Genomic DNA, 23,777 nt, shown 5'->3' with positions numbered 1-23,777 from the left:
AAAAAGCCTGCTTTTAAAGCAGGCTTTTTGCTTTGCGGATGAGGGAAAATGAACGCTCTGTTTGTCTACGGCACGCTGCGCCCGGGCCACTCTAATGCGCATATTCTGGAAAACATCGGCGGCGAATGGCTGCCCGGCTTTGTATGCGGCACGTTTTACGAACGCGGCTGGGGCGCTGCAGCTGATTTCCCGGGGATCGTGCTCCACCCGGATGGCCCCCGCGTTGAAGGCTATCTGTTTATCTCTGATAACCTTGCCACACACTGGCCAATGCTGGATGAATTTGAAGACGGCTACGATCGGGTTGAGGTGATGGTGACGACCCATGAAGGTAAACGGGTAAATGCCTGGATTTATCAGCTTCAGCCGCGTTCTGAATCATAAAAAAAGGCTCTCTGTCACCAGAGAGCCTTTTTCACGATTCGTTGCGATTACTCGCTTTTTGCTTCGCCGTTTTTGATTTCGCCCATCACTTTCAGCTTCTTAGAGATGTCACGGCGCTCTTTGGACAGCTCAGCGTTTTTGATGATGTAGTCATCAACGCGGTCTTCATAGTCGCTCTTCATGCTGGCGATGATGCCCTGAATAGCTTCAACGCTCATACCCGGCTTGATGTAGTCGCTCAGGTTGTCGAGAAGCAGAACACGTTTCTGGTTGTCACGGATCTTCTTCTCAACGTCCTGGATTTCACGCTGCAGCTTGTTTTTGCGGCGGAACAGGCGGACGAATTCCAGAACATCCTGGAACGAAGGCTTGGTAGTTTCCATTTTTACACCCCTGATAATGTGAGATTCGGATTCGTTAAAGCAACCGTTGTAACAATAACCTTACTGACAGCGGCTGCGAATGACAATGGCTATATCGTTTAAAGCTATCATAACCCCAATTGCTGCTGAATCGAAGCAGCAGGCGTCACATACGCCTTTTATTTGCGCAGCGCCCGGCAAATCAGGTGCGATAACAGCTCGAGCTGTCGCGCCAGCTCCATGCTCAGCCAGACATAACCGTGAATCGGCGTTTCTGCCACGTTATCGCTCTGACGCTCGTTGATCAGCAGCTTCAGCTCCGCCACGATTTCGTTGAGACGTTCGCTGTTCGCCAGGATCGGCTGCGGGTTGCCTTCGTAGAGCGCATGAGCGATGGTCAACAGCGTTTGCTGCGTCATCATCTGAGTCTCTTTGAGGGTCTGCGCGTTAAGCATCAACAGGTGGCTGGGGCGCGAGGCCCAGTGCGCATTGATTTGCAGCTCCAGCATGCACACCAGATTGCGGCTTACCGTCTGGATGGCTTCGAAAATCGCTTTCTGAATATGGGTTTCCTTGCTGGCGGGCGTGATCAGACCGCGCATTTTGACCACGTCGTTGAGGATAGTTTGCAGATGCTTTTCCAGCCGGGGACGTTCAACCAGGTTTGGAGAAAAACCGGCCTGATAGACGCGGTTAAATGCGGTCACATAGTTGGCCATCTGAATACGCCAGTGCAAGAAAGCGCGCTGCGGCCAGATACCGGTGAAGAGCATGGCCAGCAGTGAACCGAGGATAACATCCCCGCTTCGCCAGAGCGCGGTAGTCATATCCCCGGCAGGGGCGCCGACCACCACCGCGAGAGTAATACCAATCAGCAATGCCTGATATGGCTTTTTGCCCAGCGCCAGCCAGCCGCACAGGAACATGGCGGCACCACACCATGCCAGCATGACCGGAAACGAAATAAGCTCCAGCTTCAGGGCGATAAGCCCAAGTGCCGAGCCTGACACGGTCCCACCAATTCGCTCGAAGGCGCGTGGGACGACGTTTCCCCAAAACGAGATGGGCCCCATCACCACCACCAGCGTGATCAGCGGCCACGTCCCTTCCGGGATATCCAGCAAACGGACCAGTACAAACGTCAATACGAACGCCAGCGCAATGCGACACCCATGCACCACGCGGTAGTGTTTGTATAACCGAATTTCAAAAGGGGTTAATGATTTGTCGGGACGCACACCCGCTCTCCAGCTACACGGCAAATCACAATTGTACTGTGTTTTCAGCCGGGCGGATCGCTCCCGGCTGAAAAACCCTTCATTTAACAAGCTTAAACGGGTTTGTGCTCCACCGCGATAAACATCTCAATATCCCAGTAGCCGTCTGCATTGCCGTCATTGAGATAGCGCTCGAAGCAGGGTTTGAGCGCCATCTGGTATTTATTGTCCTGCAACAGGGAATTGAAGAACTGATACCACGGCGTCGCGAAGTCGTAGTTTTCCACGCGGGCCGTTGCCACAGCATAGTCCCCACCCGCGATTTCCGTCATCATGACGCCTTCACTGTTTTCCGGAATGATGAAATCGTCCGGCACCGTGACGGCCGTATCACAGCGCAATTTTTCTGCCGGGACCTCATCCGGGTTGTCGTAGTAGACCGCAACCCACTCCAGCGGCTGAATGTGACGCCCGTCCACCCACATCACCAGCTGTTCAAAGCCCTGTTTTACCGTATGTTCCCACGGCCCGACCAAATGAAAACCGGCAATCTTACGTTTCTGTTGCTGCTTAATGCTGTAGTCCATGCTGCCTCCATTTATCACTGTATATTTATACACTATAAAGCGGATTATGCGGGTTCAGCAAACGTGAAGTGTTTATTATGTGAGCAGACTCGCAACCCTGCCAGTCTGCTCAACGGCACTTAAAGAGCGTGATGCAGATAATCGCTCAGGCGGGAGAACATGCCGCCTTTATCAACGGCTTCCAGCGTCACCAGCGGCCAGTGCGCCACCACTTTGTCGCGATCATAGAGCTGGATCTCCCCGACCCGCTGATGCGCGGCAATCGGTGCTTCCAGCTCTTTTTTGTCCAGCACGTACTTAGCTTTGATGTTTGGCACTTCCGCTTTCGGCAGGGCCAGCCAGAAGTCCTGGTCGGTGCCCAGTTTCACCTGTTCTTTATCGCCGTACCAGATTCGCTCTGTCCCCACCTTTTTACCGTTATGCAGGATCTGGACGGTATCGAAATTCTGCTGCCCCCAGTGCAGGAGTTTCCGGGCCTGGTCCTCACGCCCTTTCGGGCTGTCCGCGCCCATTACCACGGCAATCAAACGACGCTGACCGTCAACGGCAGACGCAATCAGGTTAAAGCCCGCCCCCGAGGTGTGCCCCGTTTTCAGCCCGTCCACGTTCATGGTTTTATCCCACAGCAGACCGTTGCGGTTTTGCTGGGTGATCCCGTTCCAGGTAAGGCTCTTTTCGCTGTACATATGGTAAAACTCAGGCTCGCCGTGGATGATGGCCCGGGAGAGGACGGCCAAATCGTAGGCCGAACTGTGCTGGCCCGGCGCATCCAGCCCGTGGACGGTTTCAAAGTGCGTATCACGCAGGTTCAGCTTTTGCACATAGTCATTCATCATCTTCACAAACTGCGGCTGACCGCCCGCCACGTGATCGGCCAGCGCCACGCAGGCGTCGTTACCGGAATCGACAATCAGACCGCGGCTTAAATCGCGTACGGAGACACGATCGCCCTCTTTCAGGAACATGAGCGACGATCCGTCAAAAACCGGGTTCCCTTTGGCCCACGCATCACGCCCAACGGTGACAATGTCGTCCGGCGAGATACGATGGCTGTCAATGGCCCGATCCACCACATAGCCCGTCATCAGCTTGGTCAGGCTCGCCGGATTACGTTGTTGATGTTCGTTGCCCGCCGTTAAGATCTGACCAGTCGTGTAATCCATCAGCACCCAGGAGCCCGCCTGAATGGCCGGAGGCTGCGGCGAAAAATCCAGTGGTTCGGCCGCAAAGGCAGATGAGACACTCGAAGCGAGTAAAGAAACAGCAATAAACAGACGGCGTTTCAACGGCATATCCTCAGGTCATTAAAAATCGATGACCTTTTTACGGGAGTTCCGCTGTCGTTACCTGGCTTAATTGCAAAAAAATGTGACAGAACGCATATTTCTCTCTGAAGACGACGCGCAAATTTGCAACACGGCGGCGCTTTTTATTCGGTCTGACCCGCACGATCGTTTACCATAGTGACGTCAATTTTTAACAGGATGGTATTACTGGTGTCTGACTCTGCCGCACGCCCGACTTTTTTATTCCACGACTATGAAACCTTTGGCACACACCCGGCGCTGGATCGACCGGCGCAGTTTGCCGCCATCCGCACCGACGACGAATTCAACATCATTGGCGAGCCTGAGGTTTTTTACTGCAAACCCGCGGATGACTATCTGCCTCAGCCCGGCGCGGTGATGGTCACCGGGATCACCCCTCAGGAAGCGCGGGAGAAAGGCGTTAGCGAGGCAGAGTTCGCCCGCCGCATCCACGATCTGTTTACCGTTCCCCATACCTGCGTGGTGGGTTACAACAACATCCGTTTTGATGATGAAGTGACGCGCAACATCTTCTATCGCAACTTCTACGATCCCTATGCCTGGAGCTGGCAGAACCGCAATTCGCGCTGGGATTTGCTCGACATCATGCGCGCCTGCTACGCGCTGCGTCCTGAAGGCATCAACTGGCCAGAAAATGAAGAAGGACTCCCCAGCTTCCGACTGGAGCACCTGACGCGTGCCAACGGCATTGAGCACAGCAATGCCCACGACGCGATGGCGGACGTCTACGCCACCATTGCCATGGCGAAACTGGTGAAAACTGCACAGCCCCGGCTGTTTGAGTATCTGCTGAGCCATCGCAACAAGCAGAAACTCATGACCCTTATCGACGTACCGCAGATGAAACCCCTGGTGCATATTTCCGGCATGTTTGGGGCCTGGCGCGGCAATACCAGCTGGGTTGCCCCGCTGGCGTGGCATCCGGACAACCGTAATGCGGTCATCATGGTGGATTTAGCCGGTGATATTTCACCGCTGCTGGAGCTCGACAGCGATACCCTGCGCGAGCGGCTGTACACGCCGAAAAATGAGCTCGGCGATCTGCCTGCGGTACCGGTCAAACTGGTGCATATCAATAAATGTCCGGTCCTGGCGCAGGCGAATACGCTGCGACCGGAAGATGCGGACAGGCTGGGCATTAACCGCCAGCACTGCCTCGATAACCTGAAAGTGCTGCGTGAAAATCCGCAGGTGCGGGAGAAAGTGGTGGCCATTTTTGCAGAAGCCGAGCCGTTCGTGCCGTCTGAAAACGTGGATGCTCAGCTGTACAATGGGTTCTTCAGCGATGCCGATCGCGCGGCCATGAACATCGTTCTGCAAACCGAGCCGCGTAACTTACCGGCGCTGGATATCACTTTCGCCGATAAACGCATCGAAAAACTGATGTTTAATTACCGGGCGCGTAACTTCCCCGGCACGCTGGATGAAGCGGAACAGGAACGCTGGCTGGAGCATCGTCGCAACGTGTTTACGCCAGAGTACCTGCACAGCTATGCACAGGAGCTGGAGATGCTTTACGGCCAGTATGAAGGGAATGCTGAGAAACAGGCACTGTTGAAATCTCTGTTCCAGTACGCGCAAGAGATAGTTTGATCGATGGGTATGAAAAAGCCGGAGGCGATGTCTCCGGCTTTTTTTTGCCCGTTGGCGCTGCGCTTACGCGGACCTACGGGTTTTGTAGGTCGGGTAAGGCGTAGCCGCCACCCGACACAGTATTACGCGACGTCTTCGTACTGCGGAACCGGGTTACGGAAGCTCTTCGTGACGCAGGCCAGATAAACCAGGCCGATACCCGCCCAGATCAGGCCAAGCACCATTGAGCTCTCTTCCAGGTTAACCCACAGCGCGCCTACGGTCAGCGCACCACACATCGGCAGGAACAGATACTGGAAGTGATCTTTCAGCGTTTTGTTACGCTTTTCACGGATCCAGAACTGAGAGATAACCGACAGGTTAACAAAGGTGAACGCCACCAGCGCACCGAAGTTAATCAGCGCCGTTGCCATCACCAGGTCAAAGTTGATTGCCAGAAGCGCAATAGCACCCACCAGGATGATGTTCATCGCCGGGGTACGCCAGGTTGGGTGAACGTAGCCGAAGAAGCTTTTCGGGAATACGCCATCACGACCCATAACGTACATCAGACGCGCAACGCCTGCATGAGCGGCCATACCGGACGCCAGTACAGTGATGGTGGAGAAGATCAGCGCGCCAACCTGGAACGCTTTACCCGCCACATAGAGCATAATTTCCGGCTGAGACGCATCCGGATCCTTGAAGCGGGAGATATCCGGGAAGTACAGCTGCAGGAAATAGGTCGAGAAGATAAAGATCAGACCACCAATCAGCGCCGTCAGGAAGATAGCACGCGGGATCACGCGCTCTGCATCTTTGGTTTCTTCAGACAGGTTGCTGATCCCGTCAAAACCGGTAAAGGAGAAGCAGAGAATGGTCGCCCCGGTAATCATCGGGATCACATGCGCATCACCAGACCAGAACGGCTTGCTGCTCGCCAGCGTACCCGCGCCTTCGCCGTGGAACACACCGTAGATCACCATGCCAAGAATAACGGCAATCAGCACAACCTGAAGCACAACAATAACGGAGTTAAAGTTGGCGACAGACTTAATGCTGCGCAGGTTAAAGGCGGTCATAAAGGCCACCAGCGCCACGACGAACATCCAGGATGGAATCGACGGCACCAGCGCTTCAAAATAGATTTTTGCCAGCAGAATGTTGATCATCGGCGCGAACAGATAGTCGAGCAGCGAAGACCAGCCCACCATAAAGCCTACTGTCGGGCTGATGGATTTCTGGGCATAGGTGTAGGCGGAACCCGCAGACGGATAGCGACGCACCAGTTTACCGTAGCTCAGCGCGGTAAAGAGGATCGCCACCAGCGCGAAGGCGTAAGCCGTCGGCACATGACCGTCAGTGAGGCCTGATACGATACCGAATGTATCAAACAGCGTCATTGGTTGCATATAGGCCAGACCCATCATGACAACCGGAATCAACGTAAGCGTTTTACGTAATTCCACGCGAGAGGTGTTTGGAGTTGCGTTATGCGACATAGTTATTCTCCTTTACGGTGATAACCGCCACGTAAGCGAAAAATTGCCCCATTTCTTTCTTCCTCAGCGACAACAACTGTCGGATTTTAGTAAATATCTATCCGGTACGAAGCCCGGCCTCTTGGTTTTTAGTTTCGTTTCGTACATGCAAAAAAAAATAACCGACGCCTTTTATATCGTCGATTATTCATTTGGTTGCAGCGGCGGCATTTTGCCCCACATCGGATACAAAAGGCAATACTTTGCAACGCAGCGGGTCATTTTCTTTTTTCTAACTGGCTGATTTCTCGACACTGCCCTGCGCATAAACAGCAGCGATAGCACTATTTGCTAAAATTTCGTCCCGCCACCAGGCACTGGCCAGCCCGGCGGTCTGTTCATTCCAGCCCACCCACACCGATTCGTTGCTGTTTTGAGCAAGTACCTGTTTTTCAACAAGCGCACCGCTATCGATAAAGCGCTGCGCCAGATAGCGGGGTAAATAGCCGCAACCCAGACCGCTTATCTGCAGCTCCAGTTTGGTTTTAAAGTCAAAAACGGTAATTGCTTCCTGTTCATCAAGCAGTTGCGAGGAAACCGCACATTCCGGACGCGAACTGTCCCCAACCACTATTGCGCGGTAACCCTTAATCACGCGCCGGTTTATAGGTTCAGGCTCCTGCGCCAGCGGATGATGGGGCGCCACGGCGAAGACCTGCTCCAGCACGCCCAGGCGGGCAAAACCAAAATCACTCAACTGGGGAGGCTCATGGAGTGCGCCAACAAAAATGTCTGCCCTGCCCTGGGTTAAGGCATCCCAGGATCCGCCCAGCACGCCATTGATGAAAATAAGCCGGGTCACGCTGTGGTGCTGGTAGAAGGCCTCAATTAGCGGCGTCAGGAGAGAAAAGGGAAAGGTATCATCCACGCCAATCACCAGCTCGTTTTCCCACCCCTGGTGAAGCTTAATGGCCTGTTTTTCCAGTTCACGCACGGTATGGAGGACTTCACGTCCTTTTTCCAGCAGCATTTGTCCGGTACGGGTGAACCGCGCGCGATGCCCGGAGCGATCGAGGATCTGAATATTGAGATCGCTTTCCAGCTTTTGAACGGTGTAGCTCAGCGCGGAAGGGGTTTTGAAGAGCTTTGCCGACGCAGCCGCAAAGCTCCCCTCTTTTTCCAGTGCATCCAGAATAATTAGAACATCCAGCAGCGGTTTCATGCTCGCCCCCCTTCTGGTGTGCGATCGTCTCCGCTGCGGGACTTATTCCATGGGCATCACCAGCGGATCGGGATACTGATACTCAAACCCCAGCTCATGACAAATGCGATTGCCATCAACAACTTTGCCTTTACCACCATCCTTTGCTTCACCAAAAACCGGCGGAGCCAGACCCAACTGACGTGCCATCAGCGGGTAAAACGTGCTGCGCGTCGGATGAGACGGTGCACATATATTATAGATGTGTCCACCTTTTGGAGCCTGTAAGAGCAGTTCAATCGCGGCAATCACATCGTCTAAATGCACCAGATTGACGACATGCTGACCGTCTGGCGCAGACTTACCGGCAAAAAAACGTCCCGGATGGCGCCCGGGTCCAACCAGTCCCGCCAGACGCACGATATCAACCTGCGTACCGGGCAGATTATGCAGCCAGTCTTCCAGCTCTTTCAGAACCTGCCCGCTCACAGTCACGGGACGGCGCTCGGAAGTCTCTTTTACGACGCCTTCCACCTCGCCATAGACAGAGGTCGAACTGGTAAAAATAATGCGGGGAACATGGTGCGCCAGCGCGCTGTCGACAATCTCCTGCATCGCCTGCAGATAAAATGACTCACCCGGCCCGCTACGCCGGGCGGGTAAGGTGATCACCAGCGCATCGACGTTCATCAGCGTGTCCAGATCGTCAGCATCACATATCAGCTCCGGCTCAAGACGCAGCTCAACGCCATCAATACCGCACATGCGCGCTGCCTCGACCCCATCCGCTGTGGTTTTGCTTCCGGTCACCTGCCAGCCTTTTGCGGCTAATGACATCGCCAGCGGCATTCCCAGCCACCCTAAACCGACAATCGCGACCTTTTTCATGCGAATTCTCCTGACTCTCACTCTTCTTTCATAAGGCTACGCCAGCCCGGCAGAACACACAATTCATAGCATCAATATGAAATGAATTAATGATCAAAAAAAGCCCTTGCAATATGTCGCACAACTGGTTTAGGTTAAAAGACATCAAATGAATAAGCATTCATCGAGAATTTATATGACACGCGTTCAATTTAAACACCACCATCATCACCATCATCCTGACTAGTCTTTCAGGCGATGTGTGCTGGAAGACGTTTGGATCTTCCAGTGGTGCATGAACGCATGAGAAAGCCCCCGGAAGATCTTCTTCCGGGGGCTTTTTTTTGGACCGAATTCAGACAGGTTAAAACAGGTTAACGAGGAATAAAGAATGTTAGATAACTCACGCTTACGCATAGCTATTCAAAAATCAGGCCGTTTAAGTGACGATTCACGCGAACTGCTGGCCCGCTGCGGGATTAAAATCAACCTGCACACCCAGCGCCTGATTGCTCTGGCTGAAAACATGCCCATCGACATTCTGCGCGTGCGTGATGACGATATTCCCGGCCTGGTCATGGATGGCGTCGTTGACCTTGGCATCATCGGTGAAAACGTGCTGGAAGAAGAGCTGCTGACCCGCCGTGCGCAAGGGGAAGATCCGCGTTACTTCACCCTGCGTCGTCTGGATTTCGGCGGTTGCCGCCTGTCGCTGGCGACGCCGGTTGATGAAGCCTGGGACGGCCCGGCCGCGCTGAACGGCAAACGTATCGCCACATCTTACCCCCACCTGTTAAAGCGTTACCTGGACCAGAAAGGCGTGCAGTTTAAATCCTGTCTGCTGAACGGCTCAGTTGAAGTGGCCCCGCGCGCGGGTCTGGCGGACGCCATCTGTGACCTGGTCTCCACCGGCGCGACGCTGGAAGCGAACGGCCTGCGCGAAGTGGAAGTGATCTACCGCTCCAAAGCATGCCTGATCCAGCGTGACGGCGAGATGGCCGATGCCAAGCAACAGCTGATCGACAAACTCCTGACCCGTATTCAGGGCGTGATTCAGGCGCGTGAATCCAAATACATCATGATGCACGCTCCGACCGAGCGTCTGGATGAGGTGATTGCCCTGCTGCCAGGCGCTGAGCGCCCGACCATTCTGCCGCTGGCGGGCGATCAGCAGCGCGTCGCGATGCACATGGTGAGCAGCGAAACCCTGTTCTGGGAAACCATGGAAAAACTGAAGGCGCTGGGGGCAAGCTCCATCCTGGTGCTGCCAATTGAGAAGATGATGGAGTAACGGCCATGAGCTTTAACACAATCATCGACTGGAATACCTGTAGCGACGCGCAACAGCGCGAGCTGCTGATGCGCCCGGCGATTTCCGCTTCCGAGAGCATCTCACGCACCGTGGCGGAGATCCTGGATAATGTCAAAGCCCGTGGCGATGACGCGCTGCGTGAATACAGCGCAAAATTTGATAAGACGGACGTCGGCGCATTGAGGGTGACCGAGCAGGAAATCCTGGATGCCAGCAATCGTCTGGGGGATGACATCAAGCAGGCGATGGCCGTCGCGGTGAAAAACATCGATACCTTCCACACCGCGCAGAAGCTGCAGGCCGTGGATGTCGAAACCCTGCCCGGCGTGCGTTGTCAGCAGGTAACCCGTCCGGTCGCGTCTGTGGGGCTCTATATTCCCGGCGGTTCGGCTCCCCTGTTCTCCACCGTCCTGATGCTGGCCACCCCGGCGCGCATCGCCGGTTGCCAGAAAGTGGTGCTCTGCTCCCCACCGCCCATTGCCGATGAAATTCTCTACGCGGCAAAACTGTGCGGTGTGCAGGCGGTGTATAAAGTGGGCGGCGCGCAGGCGATCTCTGCCCTGGCGTTTGGCACCGAATCCATTCCGAAGGTCGACAAAATTTTTGGCCCGGGTAATGCCTTCGTGACCGAAGCCAAGCGCCAGGTCAGCCAGCGTCTGGACGGCGCGGCCATTGACATGCCTGCCGGCCCGTCTGAAGTGCTGGTGATTGCTGACAGCGGCGCAACGCCAGATTTCGTGGCGTCTGACCTGCTTTCCCAGGCGGAACACGGCCCGGACTCGCAGGTGATCCTCCTGACTCCGGATGCCGATATGGCCACGCGCGTTGGCGAAGCCGTCGAGCGCCAGCTTGCCGACCTGCCCCGCGCCGACACGGCACGCCAGGCGTTAGCGGCCAGCCGCCTGATTGTGGCGCGCGATCTGGCGCAGTGCATTGCCATCTCCAACCAGTACGGCCCGGAGCACCTGATTATTCAGACCCGTAACGCGCGCGAGCTGGTCGACAGCATCACCAGCGCAGGCTCGGTGTTCCTCGGCGACTGGTCTCCGGAATCCGCTGGCGATTACGCCTCCGGCACCAACCACGTTCTGCCGACGTATGGCTATACCTCAACCTGTTCCAGCCTGGGCCTGGCGGATTTCCAGAAACGCATGACCGTGCAGGAACTCTCCCGCGAAGGGTTTGCCTCACTGGCATCCACCATTGAGACGCTGGCCGCCGCCGAGCGCCTGACCGCTCACAAAAATGCCGTTACGCTGCGCGTTGCAGCCCTGAAGGAGCAAGCATGAACATTGAAGAATTAGCCCGCGAAAATGTCCGTCGCCTGACGCCTTACCAGTCTGCACGCCGTCTGGGGGGCAAAGGGGATGTCTGGCTGAACGCCAACGAATTCCCGACCGCGGTGCAGTTTGAGCTGTCGCAGCAGACGCTTAACCGTTATCCGGAGTGTCAGCCGAAAGCGGTCATTGAGAACTACGCGCAGTACGCAGGGGTGAAGCCAGAGCAGGTGCTGGTCAGCCGCGGAGCCGACGAGGGTATTGAACTGCTGATCCGCGCGTTCTGCGAGCCGGGTAAAGATGCGGTGATGTACTGCCAGCCGACCTACGGCATGTACAGCGTCAGCGCAGAAACCTTCGGCGTGGCGTGCCGTAACGTGCTCTCTCTGGAGAACTGGCAGCTGGATCTGCAGGGCATTGCCGACAATCTCGACGGCGTAAAAGTGGTGTTTGTCTGCAGCCCAAACAACCCGACCGGGCAGATTATTAACCCGCAGGATATCCGTACCCTGCTGGAGATGACCCGCGGTAAAGCTCTGGTGGTGGCCGACGAAGCCTACATCGAGTTCTGCCCGCAGGCGACGCTGGCAGGCTGGCTGGAAGAGTATCCACACCTGGTGGTACTGCGTACGCTGTCGAAAGCCTTCGCCCTCGCGGGTCTGCGCTGCGGATTTACCCTGGCGAATAAAGAAGTCATCGACCTGCTGCTGAAAGTGATCGCCCCGTACCCGCTTTCCACGCCGGTTGCCGACATTGCGGCCCAGGCGCTGACCCCACAGGGGATCAACGCGATGCGCGAACGTGTGGCGCAGATCCTTGAGGAGCGTCAGTATCTGGTGACCGCCCTGAAAGAGATTCCTTGCGTGGAGCAGGTCTTTGACTCGGAAACCAACTACATTCTGGTGCGCTTCACCGCTTCCAGCGCCGTATTTAAATCTTTATGGGATCAGGGCATTATCTTACGAGACCAGAATAAACAACCTTCCCTGAGCGGTTGCCTGCGCATTACCGTAGGCACTCGCGCAGAGAGCCAGCGCGTGATTGACGCCCTGAAAGCGGAGAAAGTATGACCCAGAAGATCCTTTTTATCGATCGTGACGGCACCCTTATTTCGGAGCCACCAGCCGATTTTCAGGTCGATCGTTTCGACAAGCTGGCTTTTGAACCCGACGTGATCCCGGTGCTGCTGAAGCTGCAAAAAGCAGGCTTTAAGCTGGTGATGATCACCAACCAGGACGGTCTGGGTACCGACAGCTTCCCGCAGGCGGATTTTGACGGCCCGCATAATCTGATGATGCAGGTGCTCACCTCTCAGGGCGTGGTCTTTGATGAGGTGCTGATTTGCCCGCACATGCCAGCCGATGAGTGCGACTGCCGTAAGCCAAAAGTGAAGCTGGTAGAGCGCTATCTGGCGGAAGATGTGCTGGATAAAACCAACAGCTACGTCATCGGCGATCGCATCACCGATATCACGCTGGCGGAAAACATGGGTATCGCGGGGCTGCGTTATGACCGCAACAACCTTAACTGGGCGATGATTGGCGAGCAGCTGACCAAACGTGACCGCTATTCCCACGTTGAGCGTAACACCAAAGAGACGCAGATTGACGTGAAGGTCTGGCTGGACCGTGAAGGCGGCAGCAAGATCCACACCGGCGTCGGTTTCTTCGACCACATGCTGGACCAGATTGCCACCCACGGCGGTTTCCGCATGGAGATCACGGTCAAAGGCGACCTGTACATTGACGATCACCACACCGTGGAAGATACCGGCCTGGCGCTGGGTGAAGCGCTGAAGCTGGCACTCGGCGATAAGCGCGGTATTAACCGTTTTGGCTTCGTTTTGCCGATGGACGAATGCCTGGCACGCTGCGCCATGGATATCTCCGGACGTCCGCACCTGGAATATAAAGCAGACTTCAACTACCAGCGCGTGGGCGATCTGAGCACCGAAATGGTGGAGCACTTCTTCCGCTCACTGTCCTACACCATGGGCCTGACGCTGCACCTGAAGACCAAGGGCAAGAACGACCACCACCGCGTAGAGAGTCTCTTCAAGGCCTTCGGCCGTACCCTTCGCCAGGCGATCCGCGTGGAAGGTGACGCCCTGCCTTCATCGAAAGGAGTGCTGTAATGAATGTGGTGATTCTGGATACCGGATGCGCCAACCTGAACTCCGTAAAGTCGGCCATCACCCGCCACGGCTACGAGCCGGTGGTGAGCCGTGACCCGGACGTGGTGCTGCGCGCCGATAAGTTATTCCTTCCGGGGGTTGGCACCGCGCAGGCGGCGATGGACCAGATCCACTCGCGCGAGCTGGTCGATCTGATCAAGGCCTGTACTCAGCCGGTGCTGGGGATTTGCTTAGGCATGCAGCTTCTGGGACGTCGCAGCGAAGAGAGTAACGGCGTTGACCTGCTGGGCATTATCGACGAAGACGTGCCGAAAATGGCCGACCACGGCCTGCCTCTGCCGCACATGGGCTGGAACCGCGTCTACGCCAAAGCGGGCGACCGCCTGTTCCGCGGCATTGAAGACGGGGCATATTTCTACTTCGTGCACAGCTACGCCATGCCGGTGAACGCGAATACGATCGCCCAGTGCAACTACGGCGAGGCGTTCACTGCGGCCGTGCAGAAAGACAATTTCTTCGGCGTACAGTTTCACCCGGAGCGCTCTGGCGCAGCGGGCGCGCAGCTGCTGAAAAACTTTCTGGAGATGTGATGATTATTCCCGCTTTAGATTTAATTGACGGCACGGTTGTCCGTCTCCATCAGGGTGATTACGGGCAGCAGCGCGACTACGGGAACGACCCGCTGCCGCGCCTGCAGGAGTATGCCGCCCAGGGTGCGCAGGTCCTGCATCTTGTGGATTTGACCGGCGCGAAAGATCCGGCGAAACGCCAGATCCCCCTGCTGAAAAACCTGGTTGCCGGTGTTGATGTGCCCGTCCAGGTTGGCGGCGGCGTGCGTACGGAAGACGACGTCGCAGCACTGCTGGAGGCAGGCGTGGCGCGTGTGGTGGTCGGATCAACCGCGGTGAAAGATCCTGAGACCGTAAAAGGCTGGTTCCGTCGTTTTGGTGCCGATGCGCTGGTACTGGCGCTGGACGTGCGCATTGATGAACAGGGTAATAAACAGGTGGCGGTCAGCGGCTGGCAGGAAAATTCCGGCGTGACGCTGGAAGCGCTGGTCGAGATGTATTTGCCCGTTGGCCTGAAGCACGTGCTGTGCACGGATATCTCCCGCGACGGCACGCTGGCTGGTTCCAACGTTTCGTTATATGAGGAAGTCTGCGCCCGTTATCCGCAGGTGGCGTTCCAGTCATCTGGCGGCATCGGTGGCTTAGCCGATATCGCCGCGCTGCGCGGGACCGGTGTGAAGGGCGTAATTGTGGGCCGGGCCCTGCTGGAAGGAAAATTTACTGTGACGGAGGCGATTCAATGCTGGCAAAACGGATAATCCCTTGCCTGGACGTGCGTGACGGCCAGGTGGTAAAAGGCGTGCAGTTCCGCAACCACGAGATCATCGGCGATATCGTCCCGCTGGCAAAACGCTATGCCGATGAAGGCGCAGATGAGCTGGTATTTTACGATATCACCGCCTCCAGCGATGGCCGCGTGGTGGACAAAAGCTGGGTCGCGCGCGTGGCGGAAGTGATTGATATCCCCTTCTGCGTGGCGGGCGGGATTAAGTCCGCTGACGACGCCGCCAAAATTCTCTCGTTTGGTGCCGACAAGATCTCCATCAACTCCCCTGCCCTGGCCGACCCGGAGCTGATTACCCGTCTCGCCGATCGCTTTGGCGTGCAGTGTATTGTCGTGGGAATCGACACCTGGTATGACGCCGCTACGGGTAAATATCACGTCAACCAGTATACCGGCGATGAGAGCCGGACGCGTGTGACGCAGTGGGAGACGCTCGACTGGGTGCAGGAAGTGCAGAAGCGCGGCGCGGGCGAAATCGTGTTGAACATGATGAACCAGGACGGTGTGCGTAACGGGTATGACCTTGAGCAACTGAAAAAAGTCCGTGCGGTCTGCCACGTACCGCTGATTGCCTCCGGCGGCGCGGGCACCATGGAGCACTTCCTGGAAGCCTTCCGCGACGCGAACGTGGATGGCGCGCTGGCCGCCTCCGTGTTCCACAAACAGATTATCAATATTGGTGAGTTAAAAACGTACCTGGCCGACCAGGGCGTGGAGATCAGGGTATGTTAACAGAGCAACAACAGGCACAGCTGGACTGGGAAAAAACCGACGGATTACTGCCGGTGGTTGTGCAGCATGCGGTTTCAGGCGAAGTGCTGATGCTGGGGTATATGAACCAGGACGCGCTGGCAAAAACACTCGACAGCGGCAAAGTGACCTTTTACTCCCGCACGAAACAGCGTCTGTGGACCAAGGGTGAAACCTCGGGCCATTTCCTGAATGTGGTCAACATTACGCCTGACTGCGATAACGACACCCTGCTGGTACTGGCCAATCCGATTGGCCCGACCTGCCATAAAGGCACCAGCAGTTGCTTCGGTGAGGCAAGCCACCAGTGGTTGTTCCTGTATCAACTGGAACAGTTATTGGCTGAGCGTAAAACAGCGGATCCTGAAAGCTCCTATACCGCGAAGCTGTACGCCAGCGGCACCAAGCGTATTGCGCAGAAGGTGGGTGAGGAAGGCGTTGAAACCGCGCTGGCCGCCACGGTACATGACCGCGAGGAGCTGACCAATGAAGCGTCGGATTTGATGTATCACCTGCTGGTACTGCTGCAGGATCAGGAGCTGGATTTAACGGCGGTGATAGAAAATCTTCGTAAGCGGCATAAATAAAAAAACCGGGGAAATTCCCCGGTTTTTTTTATCTGCGGTGAATCAGGCTTTGGGTTTGTAGTTTCGCAGCGCGTTGCGGCCCAGAACCACACCAGAACCGATAAGTCCACCAAGCAGGACTGCCAGAATTAACGCAATTGCCTTTTTCGGGCTATCACGTCGGATAGGGAGATCCGGCTTCATGACGTAACGATACACATGGATGGTATCCGGCTTCACGTTCAACTTCTCGATATCCAGTAAGTTTTGTTTGGTCTGATAGTAAGCCGAGGAGAACACCAGCGGGCGAGAAGCTTCGTTATTAATCATCGATTTCAGCGCGTCGCTGCCCAGCAGGAACATGGTTTCCTGGGTAACGTCCTGAGTTTGCTGGATCCGCGGAGTGGTAATTTTCGCCGCTTCAGCATTCTTGAGCGCTTCCGTGATCTGCTTGATACGCAGATCTTTCTGCTCCTGAGCCACCTTCTCCTGGTTTTCCAGAGAGTCATTTAGCGTAGCGATCTGCTGCTTGATGTTATCTTTAAGGTCAAGCGCGAGTTCCTTCGCCGTTTGCTCGTCGACCTGTTGAATATACTGTGCCAGCTGCTTTTGCGCCGCGTCTGCAGATTCCCCCTGGTAGGAGACGCTTAACGGCAGCGGTTGACCCTTAACGGTAGTATCGATGGTCAGTTTCTCAGGTTCTTCCTGGTTTTCGAGCGCCTGGGCTAAAGCAGAAAATGAGGAATTGAAACGGCTAATTGCACGGTTTTGGATATCCGACATTGAGGGCGCTGCGCCGCCGTAAAGGATATTCAGTGCGTTAGCATAAGTGGCAATCTGCGCCGCATCTGGCTGAGAAATGATCGCGGAAGAGGTCCATTTCTCTTTTGCGACAGTGATATAAATACCCGTCAGGACAATAAAAGCAGCAACAAAAGCGCCAATTACCCGCTTTCCACGCCACAGCTGTAGAACTAAATCAAGTAAATCAATTTGCTCCGGATCATTACCGCTATTAATCGGAGTATTGTTGTTCTGCGTCATACAATCCCTAACAGATATAAAGGGCAAAAATAGTGATGTTTACATAGTGTATCTGTTGCCAGCGATTTTTCTATCAGAATCCGATGAGTTATATCGGAAAGATGGGTTATGTAACTCGCAGCCAACGCGCTATCATATAGCAATTCTGATGCTGCAGGCATCGACGAGATAGAAAAGTTAACGAGGGAAGATATGAAATTTTTGGTTACGGGCGCGGCAGGGTTTATCGGTTCTCATGTCAGCAAACGCTTACTGGACGCCGGACACCAGGTCGTCGGGATTGATAATCTCAATGACTACTATGATGTGAACCTTAAGCTGGCACGTCTGGAACTGCTCAAATCAGCAAAATTAACCTTCCACAAGATGGAGTTAGCCGATCGTGAGGGGATGGCGGCGCTGTTTGCCAGCGAAAAATTCGATCGCGTCATCCATCTGGCTGCACAGGCAGGGGTTCGCTACTCTCTTGAAAACCCGCACGCCTATGCGGACGCCAACCTGGTGGGTCACCTCAACGTGCTGGAAGGGTGTCGTCATAACAAGGTACAGCACCTGCTGTATGCTTCATCAAGCTCCGTTTATGGTCTGAACCGCAAGATGCCGTTCTCCACTGACGACTCCGTAGACCACCCGGTGTCACTGTATGCGGCGACCAAAAAAGCCAATGAGCTGATGTCGCATACCTATTCCCATCTGTATAACCTGCCGACCACTGGCCTGCGTTTCTTTACCGTATATGGCCCGTGGGGCCGTCCGGATATGGCGCTGTTTAAGTTCACCAAAGCGATGATTGAAGGCAAAAGCATCGATGTTTACAACTACGGTAAGATGAAGCGTGACTTCACTTACATTGACGACATCGCTGAAGCCATTATTCGTCTGCAGGATGTCATTCCTCAGGCCGATGCAGACTGGACAGTTGAGACCGGTTCCCCGGCAACCAGCTCCGCGCCTTATCGCGTTTACAACATTGGTAACAGCTCTCCGGTCGAGCTCATGGATTACATTACGGCGCTGGAAGAAGCACTCGGCAAAAAAGCAGAGAAAAACATGATGCCGATTCAACCGGGTGACGTGCTGGAAACCAGCGCGGATACGAAAGCGTTGTATGACGTTATTGGCTTTAAACCGCAGACCTCAGTCAAAGACGGGGTGAAAAACTTTGTCGACTGGTATCGCGCTTTCTACAAGGTCTGAAAATAAAAAACCCGGCCATGTTGCCGGGTTTTTTATGCGTGTTAGAAGCTATCAATCGCTTCCGAACAGATCGCGGGTATAGACTTTATCCGCCACGTCCGCCAGCTCTTCCGCCATGCGGTTAGAGATAATCACGTCCGCTTCCTGCTTGAATGCATCCAGATCGCGAATCACGCGAGAGTGGAAAAACTCATCTTCCTGCATCGCTGGTTCATAAATAATAACCTGAACCCCTTTCGCCTTAATACGCTTCATGATGCCCTGAATGGAAGAGGCACGGAAGTTATCGGAACCGCTCTTCATGATCAGACGATACACGCCGACGACTTTAGGCTGACGCGCAAGAATAGAATCTGAGATGAAATCTTTACGCGTACGGTTAGCGTCAACGATCGCCGAAATCAGGTTGTTCGGTACAGCCTGATAGTTGGCCAGCAGCTGCTTCGTGTCTTTTGGCAGGCAATAACCGCCATAACCAAATGACGGGTTGTTATAGTGATTTCCGATACGTGGATCCAGGCAGACGCCTTCAATAATCTGACGGCTGTTCAGACCAAGGCTTTCTGCGTAGCTGTCCAGCTCGTTAAAGTAGGCAACGCGCATGGCAAGGTAGGTGTTTGCAAAGAGCTTAATCGCCTCGGCTTCAGTGGAGTCGGTGAACAGTACCGGAATATCCTTCTTAACGGCACCTTCCTGAAGCAGTGCGGCAAAACGCTCTGCGCGCGCTGAACGCTCGCCAATAACGATACGAGAAGGATGCAGGTTATCGTACAGCGCCCTTCCCTCACGCAGGAACTCTGGCGAGAAAAAGATATTATCAATACCGAACTTCTCTTTAATAGATTTTGTGAAACCTACCGGAATAGTCGATTTAATAACCATCACCGCTTTTGGATTAATCGCGATAACGTCTTTGATCACCGCTTCCACCGTAGAGGTGTTGAAGTAGTTGGTTTTTGGATCGTAGTCCGTTGGTGTCGCGATGATAACGAAATCCGCATCACGATAGGCGTCTTCTTTATCGGTGGTTGCACGGAAATTCAGCGGCTTGTTCGCCAGATACTCCTGGATCTCTTTATCGACAATTGGGGACTTCTTCTGGTTAAGCATGTCCACTTTGGCCTGCACGATATCCAGCGCAACCACTTCGTGGTTCTGCGCAATCAGGATACCGTTTGAAAGGCCAACATAGCCTGTTCCGGAAATGGTTATTTTCATTCGTTTGGCTTCTTCAGTATGAGTTTCTGGTGACATTCAAACAGTCACCACAATGATTAACTGGTGGTTTTTTATCGCTAACGCTATTTCACTGTCAAGGTTATCCCTGGGCGGATAAACGCACTTCCTCCTGAATGGGGGTTGCCTGAACAGGGCTCAAAGCGCCTTTCATCCAGCAACATTGCGCTTTTTCACGATGCCGCAGAGTTTATCACAAGCAGGTTCAAATCAGACTAATCCCTTAGTCAGATTGAGCAGGTATTGCCCATAGCCGGTCTTTTTCAAAGGCTCTGCAAGTGCACGAAGTTGTTCGGCATCAATGAAGCCTCTGCGGAATGCAATCTCTTCGGGACAAGACACTTTCAAACCCTGACGCTCTTCAATAGTGGCGATGAAGTTACTTGCCTCAATCATGCTCTGGTGCGTCCCCGTATCCAGCCATGCATAACCGCGTCGCATCATCGCAACGGATAATCTTCCCTGCTGCATATAAAGCCGGTTGATATCGGTTATTTCCAGTTCGCCCCGCGCTGAAGGGCTTAAGCTCTTCGCCATCTCAATGACATCGTTATCGTAAAAATAGAGGCCCGTTATGGCATAGTTACTTTTTGGCTGCTGAGGTTTTTCTTCAAGACCTATCGCTGTACCCTCTTTGTCGAACTCAACCACGCCGTAACGTTCTGGATCGCTGACATGATAGGCAAATACGGTCGCCCCATCTTCCTGGCTGGCGGCACCCTCTAGCAATCGAGGAAGATCGTGTCCATAGAAAATATTATCGCCTAAAACCAGCGCACAATTGTCCTCGCCGATAAACTCTTCGCCAAGAATAAACGCCTGAGCTAAACCGTCCGGACTCGGCTGTATCTTATATTGCAGGTGTAACCCCCACTGGCTGCCATCACCCAGAAGTTGCTCAAAACGAGGGGTATCCTGCGGTGTACTAATGATAAGAATATCTTTGATACCAGCAAGCATCAGCGTTGAAAGCGGATAGTAGATCATCGGCTTGTCATAGATGGGCAACAACTGCTTACTCACTGCCATTGTGACGGGATAAAGACGAGTGCCCGAGCCACCCGCTAAGATAATACCTTTACGCTTCGCCATTACTTGCGCTCCCCATAATTCTGTTCAATCCAGCTCTTATAGGCGCCACTTTTAACATTCGAGACCCATTCCGAATTGTTTAAATACCACTCAACTGTTTTACGTATACCGCTTTCAAATGTTTCCCTGGGTGTCCAGCCAAGTTCACGGCTAATTTTATGCGCATCTATAGCATAACGGCGGTCGTGGCCAGGCCGATCTGCGACATAGGTTATCTGCTCACGATATGATTTTTCCTTCGGAACGATTTCATCCAGCAAGTCGCAAATGGTGTGTACAACCTCAATATTTTTCTTCTCGTTGTGACCACCGATATTATACGTTTCGCCGGGTTTGCCTGTTGTCAGAACGGTATAAAGCGCGCGGGCGTGATCTTCCACGTACAGCCAGTCGCGAATTTGATCGCCCTTCCCGTAAATCGGTAACGATTTGTTCTCAATGGCATTAAGAATAACCAGCGGGATTAATTTTTCCGGGAAGTGGAAAGGTCCATAGTTGTTTGAGCAGTTAGTGACTATTGCTGGCAAGCCGTAAGTACGGATCCACGCCCGGACTAAATGATCGCTGGATGCTTTGGAGGCGGAGTAAGGGCTACTCGGTGCGTATGACGTGGTTTCTGTAAAAAGCGGTAATGGCGCAGAATCAGTTTGCTCATCAGGATGAGGTAAATCACCATACACTTCATCCGTTGAAATATGATGAAAACGGAACGCTGCTTTTGCCGCGTTATCCAGTGAAGACCAGTAAGCGCGGCAGGTTTCCAGCAGGACGTAGGTACCGACAATATTGGTTTCAATGAACGCCGCCGGACCGGTTATAGAACGATCGACATGGCTTTCCGCCGCCAGATGCATTACAGCATCCGGCTGATGAGCGGCAAAAATGCGCTCCATTGCCGCTTTGTCACAAATATCAGCATGTTCAAATACGTAACGTGCGTTATCGCTGACTTCTCGCAGGGACTCCAGGTTACCGGCATAGGTCAATTTATCAACGTTAACTACGCTATCTCGAGTATTGCGAATAATGTGTCGGATAACCGCGGAGCCAATAAAACCGGCCCCACCAGTAACAAGAATTTTCACGCGATCTATTCCGTTAAAAAGTGAGTGGATTGGGCGGGATAAAAAAGCCCGGTATCGCTACCGGGCTTGATAGAATGGCAACAACTAATTCAGATTAATCCAGCCATTCGGTGTGGAACACACCTTCTTTATCAGTGCGTTTGTAGGTATGCGCACCGAAGTAGTCACGCTGAGCCTGAATCAGGTTGGCAGGCAGAACGGCAGCACGGTAGCTGTCGTAATAGGCCACTGCAGCGGAGAAGGTTGGAACCGGAATACCGTTCTGTACAGCGTAAGCAACCACATCACGCAGCGCCTGCTGGTATTCGTCTGCAATTTTCTTGAAGTATGGCGCCAGCAGCAGGTTCGCGATACCTGCGTTTTCCGCATAGGCATCAGTGATTTTCTGCAGGAACTGCGCACGAATGATGCAGCCCGCACGGAAAATCTTCGCGATTTCGCCGTAGTTCAGATCCCAGTTGTTTTCGTCTGATGCCGCACGCAGCTGAGAGAAGCCCTGTGCGTAAGAAACGATTTTGCCCAGGTACAGTGCGCGACGCACTTTCTCAACGAACTCGGCTTTGTCGCCGGCTGGTTTGGCCTGCGGACCAGACAGCACTTTGGATGCCGCCACGCGCTGCTCTTTCAGAGAAGAGATGTAGCGAGCGAATACGGATTCGGTGATCAGAGACAGCGGTTCACCCAGATCCAGAGAGCTCTGGCTGGTCCATTTACCGGTACCTTTGTTTGCTGCTTCATCCAGAATCACATCAACCAGGTATTTACCTTCTTCATCTTTCTTGGTGAAGATATCTTTGGTGATGTCGATCAGGTAGCTGTTCAACTCGCCTTTGTTCCACTCGCTGAAGGTCTCAGCAAGTTCTTCGTTGGAGAGGTTCAGGCCGCCTTTCAGCAGCGAATACGCTTCAGCGATCAGCTGCATGTCGCCGTATTCGATACCGTTGTGAACCATCTTCACGTAATGGCCTGCACCATCTGCGCCGATATAGGTCACACACGGCTCGCCATCTTCCGCGACAGCGGCGATTTTAGTCAGGATAGGAGCGACCAGCTCGTACGCTTCTTTCTGGCCACCCGGCATGATGGATGGGCCTTTCAGCGCACCCTCTTCACCACCGGAAACACCGGTACCGATGAAGTTGAAGCCCTCGGCAGACAGTTCACGGTTACGACGGATGGTGTCCTGGAAGAAGGTGTTACCGCCATCAATAATGATGTCGCCTTTGTCCAGGTAAGGTTTCAGGGAGTCGATAGCAGCATCGGTACCTGCACCCGCTTTCACCATTAACAGGATACGACGAGGCGTTTCCAGGGACTCAACAAACTCTTTAACCGTATAGAAAGGAACCAGTTTCTTACCTGGGTTCTCAGCGATGACTTCTTCGGTCTTATCACGGGAGCGGTTGAATACGGAGACGGTATAACCACGGCTTTCGATGTTGAGCGCCAGGTTGCGCCCCATCACTGCCATACCGACAACGCCGATCTGTTGCTTGGACATTACATACTCCTGTCAGGTGTGGTCACCGCGACTTATGCGCGGCTTGAAATGTGGTTGAGATGTTAACTCAGTATTAGGTGACATGAATAGCTTTTGCTGATCTATGTCACACTGATTGCATAACACCAGCAAAGTCAACCCGCCAGAAGTAAACTGGCGGCAGACTTTCACTTCCAGAGCAAAGCCAAAATTTGTTGCGTCATCTCTTCCATCAGCGCGGTGTCGGCGCGG

The 23,777-nt window shown here is 54.0% G+C and carries 26 protein-coding genes and 1 other annotated feature; of the genes, 12 read left to right on the top strand and 14 right to left on the bottom strand.

Annotated features, from left to right (window positions below; genetic code table 11):
- Positions 1 to 48 precede the first annotated feature (48 nt).
- A complete protein-coding gene (locus tag C5687_RS20860; protein ID WP_104557739.1) occupies positions 49 to 384 on the top strand; it encodes a gamma-glutamylcyclotransferase family protein in 336 nt (111 codons plus the stop codon).
- Positions 385 to 431: 47 nt separating this feature from the next.
- On the opposite strand, the gene C5687_RS20855 is transcribed toward C5687_RS20860, so the two are convergent.
- The 4 genes from C5687_RS20855 to dacD form a co-directional block, all read right to left on the bottom strand.
- Positions 432 to 767 (bottom strand): DUF496 family protein, encoded by a 336-nt coding sequence (locus tag C5687_RS20855; protein WP_008499467.1) that lies wholly within the window; start codon positions 765 to 767, stop codon positions 432 to 434.
- A gap of 158 nt (positions 768 to 925) precedes the next feature.
- The gene (locus tag C5687_RS20850) at positions 926 to 1,984 is read right to left on the bottom strand and encodes an FUSC family protein (RefSeq protein WP_025759299.1); all 1,059 of its coding nucleotides are present in this window, start codon (positions 1,982 to 1,984) and stop codon (positions 926 to 928) included.
- Positions 1,985 to 2,076: 92 nt separating this feature from the next.
- Positions 2,077 to 2,550 (bottom strand): DNA gyrase inhibitor SbmC, encoded by a 474-nt coding sequence (sbmC, locus tag C5687_RS20845; protein WP_025759300.1) that lies wholly within the window; start codon positions 2,548 to 2,550, stop codon positions 2,077 to 2,079.
- A gap of 119 nt (positions 2,551 to 2,669) precedes the next feature.
- Complete coding sequence (gene dacD / locus C5687_RS20840) at positions 2,670 to 3,836, bottom strand: serine-type D-Ala-D-Ala carboxypeptidase DacD (protein WP_025759302.1); 1,167 nt, start codon at positions 3,834 to 3,836, stop codon at positions 2,670 to 2,672.
- A 198-nt stretch (positions 3,837 to 4,034) separates the two neighbouring features.
- Between dacD and sbcB the strand changes: the two genes are divergently transcribed.
- Positions 4,035 to 5,471: an exodeoxyribonuclease I gene (gene sbcB, locus C5687_RS20835; RefSeq protein ID WP_390889736.1), complete on the top strand. Its 1,437-nt coding sequence runs from the start codon at positions 4,035 to 4,037 to the stop codon at positions 5,469 to 5,471.
- Between the two features lie 122 nt (positions 5,472 to 5,593).
- On the opposite strand, the gene plaP is transcribed toward sbcB, so the two are convergent.
- The 4 genes from plaP to C5687_RS20815 all read right to left on the bottom strand — a co-directional run bounded on the left by plaP (position 5,594) and on the right by C5687_RS20815 (position 9,020).
- On the bottom strand, positions 5,594 to 6,952 hold the full coding sequence (gene plaP / locus C5687_RS20830; RefSeq protein WP_014832589.1) for a putrescine/proton symporter PlaP: 1,359 nt from the start codon (positions 6,950 to 6,952) through the stop codon (positions 5,594 to 5,596).
- Complete coding sequence (gene yoeI / locus C5687_RS20825; RefSeq protein ID WP_099458931.1) at positions 6,942 to 7,004, bottom strand: membrane protein YoeI; 63 nt, start codon at positions 7,002 to 7,004, stop codon at positions 6,942 to 6,944. Before yoeI ends, plaP begins: the two co-directional genes overlap by 11 nt.
- Positions 7,005 to 7,223: 219 nt before the next feature.
- Positions 7,224 to 8,153: a LysR substrate-binding domain-containing protein gene (locus C5687_RS20820; RefSeq protein ID WP_047959030.1), complete on the bottom strand. Its 930-nt coding sequence runs from the start codon at positions 8,151 to 8,153 to the stop codon at positions 7,224 to 7,226.
- Positions 8,154 to 8,195: 42 nt separating this feature from the next.
- The gene (locus C5687_RS20815; protein WP_047959031.1) at positions 8,196 to 9,020 is read right to left on the bottom strand and encodes an SDR family oxidoreductase; all 825 of its coding nucleotides are present in this window, start codon (positions 9,018 to 9,020) and stop codon (positions 8,196 to 8,198) included.
- Between the two features lie 175 nt (positions 9,021 to 9,195).
- On the opposite strand from C5687_RS20815, the gene hisL reads away from it, so the two are divergent.
- The 9 genes from hisL (at position 9,196) to hisIE (ending at position 16,412) form a co-directional block, all read left to right on the top strand.
- Positions 9,196 to 9,246, top strand: a complete 51-nt coding sequence (hisL, locus tag C5687_RS20810; RefSeq protein WP_001364200.1) for a his operon leader peptide — start codon at positions 9,196 to 9,198, stop codon at positions 9,244 to 9,246.
- Positions 9,222 to 9,345: a sequence feature (His leader region), on the top strand. (Overlaps the previous gene by 25 nt.)
- 45 nt (positions 9,346 to 9,390) lie before the next feature.
- Positions 9,391 to 10,290 (top strand): ATP phosphoribosyltransferase, encoded by a 900-nt coding sequence (hisG, locus tag C5687_RS20805; RefSeq protein ID WP_000886595.1) that lies wholly within the window; start codon positions 9,391 to 9,393, stop codon positions 10,288 to 10,290.
- A gap of 5 nt (positions 10,291 to 10,295) precedes the next feature.
- A complete protein-coding gene (hisD, locus tag C5687_RS20800; RefSeq protein ID WP_104557736.1) occupies positions 10,296 to 11,600 on the top strand; it encodes a histidinol dehydrogenase in 1,305 nt (434 codons plus the stop codon).
- The gene (hisC, locus tag C5687_RS20795) at positions 11,597 to 12,658 is read left to right on the top strand and encodes a histidinol-phosphate transaminase (protein WP_025759309.1); all 1,062 of its coding nucleotides are present in this window, start codon (positions 11,597 to 11,599) and stop codon (positions 12,656 to 12,658) included. Before hisD ends, hisC begins: the two co-directional genes overlap by 4 nt.
- The gene (gene hisB, locus C5687_RS20790) at positions 12,655 to 13,722 is read left to right on the top strand and encodes a bifunctional histidinol-phosphatase/imidazoleglycerol-phosphate dehydratase HisB (RefSeq protein WP_025759311.1); all 1,068 of its coding nucleotides are present in this window, start codon (positions 12,655 to 12,657) and stop codon (positions 13,720 to 13,722) included. The genes hisC and hisB overlap by 4 nt, the downstream gene beginning before the upstream one ends.
- A complete protein-coding gene (hisH, locus tag C5687_RS20785; RefSeq protein WP_095450353.1) occupies positions 13,722 to 14,312 on the top strand; it encodes an imidazole glycerol phosphate synthase subunit HisH in 591 nt (196 codons plus the stop codon). Before hisB ends, hisH begins: the two co-directional genes overlap by 1 nt.
- A complete protein-coding gene (gene hisA, locus C5687_RS20780; protein ID WP_095450354.1) occupies positions 14,312 to 15,049 on the top strand; it encodes a 1-(5-phosphoribosyl)-5-[(5-phosphoribosylamino)methylideneamino]imidazole-4-carboxamide isomerase in 738 nt (245 codons plus the stop codon). Before hisH ends, hisA begins: the two co-directional genes overlap by 1 nt.
- Positions 15,031 to 15,807, top strand: coding sequence for an imidazole glycerol phosphate synthase subunit HisF (gene hisF, locus C5687_RS20775; protein ID WP_023330862.1), 777 nt, complete (start codon positions 15,031 to 15,033; stop codon positions 15,805 to 15,807). Before hisA ends, hisF begins: the two co-directional genes overlap by 19 nt.
- Positions 15,801 to 16,412 (top strand): bifunctional phosphoribosyl-AMP cyclohydrolase/phosphoribosyl-ATP diphosphatase HisIE, encoded by a 612-nt coding sequence (hisIE, locus tag C5687_RS20770; protein WP_025759316.1) that lies wholly within the window; start codon positions 15,801 to 15,803, stop codon positions 16,410 to 16,412. Before hisF ends, hisIE begins: the two co-directional genes overlap by 7 nt.
- Before the next feature lie 42 nt (positions 16,413 to 16,454).
- Here hisIE and wzzB read toward each other — a convergent pair whose 3' ends face one another.
- Positions 16,455 to 17,435, bottom strand: coding sequence for an LPS O-antigen chain length determinant protein WzzB (gene wzzB, locus C5687_RS20765; RefSeq protein ID WP_104557734.1), 981 nt, complete (start codon positions 17,433 to 17,435; stop codon positions 16,455 to 16,457).
- Positions 17,436 to 17,627: 192 nt separating this feature from the next.
- Here wzzB and C5687_RS20760 point away from each other — a divergent pair, with 192 nt between their 5' ends.
- Complete coding sequence (locus C5687_RS20760) at positions 17,628 to 18,632, top strand: NAD-dependent epimerase (RefSeq protein WP_104557732.1); 1,005 nt, start codon at positions 17,628 to 17,630, stop codon at positions 18,630 to 18,632.
- A gap of 51 nt (positions 18,633 to 18,683) precedes the next feature.
- Here C5687_RS20760 and ugd read toward each other — a convergent pair whose 3' ends face one another.
- The 5 genes from ugd to C5687_RS25120 form a co-directional block, all read right to left on the bottom strand.
- Complete coding sequence (gene ugd, locus C5687_RS20755) at positions 18,684 to 19,850, bottom strand: UDP-glucose 6-dehydrogenase (RefSeq protein WP_094919014.1); 1,167 nt, start codon at positions 19,848 to 19,850, stop codon at positions 18,684 to 18,686.
- A gap of 228 nt (positions 19,851 to 20,078) precedes the next feature.
- The gene (gene rfbA, locus C5687_RS20750; protein ID WP_104557731.1) at positions 20,079 to 20,960 is read right to left on the bottom strand and encodes a glucose-1-phosphate thymidylyltransferase RfbA; all 882 of its coding nucleotides are present in this window, start codon (positions 20,958 to 20,960) and stop codon (positions 20,079 to 20,081) included.
- Positions 20,960 to 22,045, bottom strand: a complete 1,086-nt coding sequence (gene rfbB, locus C5687_RS20745; RefSeq protein WP_104557729.1) for a dTDP-glucose 4,6-dehydratase — start codon at positions 22,043 to 22,045, stop codon at positions 20,960 to 20,962. The genes rfbA and rfbB overlap by 1 nt, the downstream gene beginning before the upstream one ends.
- A 94-nt stretch (positions 22,046 to 22,139) precedes the next feature.
- Positions 22,140 to 23,546 carry an NADP-dependent phosphogluconate dehydrogenase gene (gndA, locus tag C5687_RS20740; protein WP_025759323.1) on the bottom strand — a complete coding sequence of 469 codons (1,407 nt, stop codon included), beginning with the start codon at positions 23,544 to 23,546 and terminating at the stop codon, positions 22,140 to 22,142.
- Positions 23,547 to 23,558: 12 nt separating this feature from the next.
- The coding region (locus tag C5687_RS25120; RefSeq protein WP_238380501.1) for a hypothetical protein at positions 23,559 to 23,777 on the bottom strand (219 nt) is incomplete at its 5' end.

This window comes from Enterobacter sichuanensis, from assembly GCF_002939185.1.
Lineage (GTDB): Bacteria > Pseudomonadota > Gammaproteobacteria > Enterobacterales > Enterobacteriaceae > Enterobacter > Enterobacter sichuanensis.
This window is presented reverse-complemented; position numbering and strand designations above follow the sequence as displayed.